The sequence below is a fragment of the Streptomyces sp. PA03-3a genome (genome assembly GCF_033792735.1).
Classification (GTDB): Bacteria; Actinomycetota; Actinomycetes; order Streptomycetales; family Streptomycetaceae; genus Actinacidiphila.
The window spans coordinates 1-863 of record NZ_JARAVM010000092.1; the positions used below are offsets into that span (position 1 = coordinate 1).

Genomic DNA, 863 nt, shown 5'->3' on the forward strand with positions numbered 1-863 from the left:
CCAGATTGCCGAGGTGGCCGGGGACTGGCTGGGGACGGTGGCCGCGCCAGAGTGGTTCGACCGCTACTCGGCCCGGCCGGAGGACAGCCGTTTCCCCTCGCGATGGGCCGCCCGCGTCGAGCACGGCGACCAGTGCGGGGCCGACGGCATGGTGCTGCTTCGAGCCGTCTGGTCGGATGCGGCACCGGCCGGCCTGCGGTGTCTGCCCACGGTGGAGTTGCTGCGCCAGACGTGGGTGCAGCAGTTCCAGCACGCCGACGGTGTCGTGCGCTGGCGGGAGCAGAAGAACACCCCGCCCGGCCTGATCCGCTTACGCACCCCGCACGAGCCCGAGGCCAGGACCGGGGCGAAGCGGGATCTGGGCTGGTCAGGCTACAAGGTCCACCTCAGCGAGACCTGCGAGCCCGATGCCCCGCACTTGATCACCCACATCCACACCACCCCGGCGCCAGTGACCGACGACGCCGTGCTGGAGGACATTCATACCGTCCTGGCCGAACGCGGACTGGTGCCGGACGAACACCTGGTGGACGCGGGATACGTCGACGCCGAGCAGATCCATCGCGCCCGCCGCGATCACAACATCGACCTCGTCGGACCAGTCGGGAAGATCACCAACCGGCCACAAGCGACCGGTGACTTCTTCGACAGCACCCGCTTCACTATCGACTGGGACCAGCGACAGGCCGTCTGCCCCAGCGGGGCACACAAGCGTCCAGTGGCGAGACGCCCAGAGCCACCGCGGCACCCCGGTTACCGGAGTTCGCTTCGCCGAACGGCACTGCGGCCCCTGCGAACTGCGGACCTCCTGCACCGACGCCAGGGGTGGCCGAAACCTGACCCTGCGGCCGAAGGCCGAGCAC

At 69.8% G+C, this 863-nt stretch carries 2 protein-coding genes; one reads left to right on the top strand and one right to left on the bottom strand.

The features are described from left to right. Positions 1–367: 367 nt before the first annotated feature. Positions 368–628 carry a hypothetical protein gene (locus PV342_RS40895; RefSeq protein ID WP_500321235.1) on the bottom strand — a complete coding sequence of 87 codons (261 nt, stop codon included), beginning with the start codon at positions 626–628 and terminating at the stop codon, positions 368–370. A gap of 7 nt (positions 629–635) precedes the next feature. Between PV342_RS40895 and PV342_RS40900 the strand changes: the two genes are divergently transcribed. Beyond that, the coding region (locus PV342_RS40900; protein WP_500321237.1) for a transposase at positions 636–863 on the top strand (228 nt) is incomplete at its 3' end.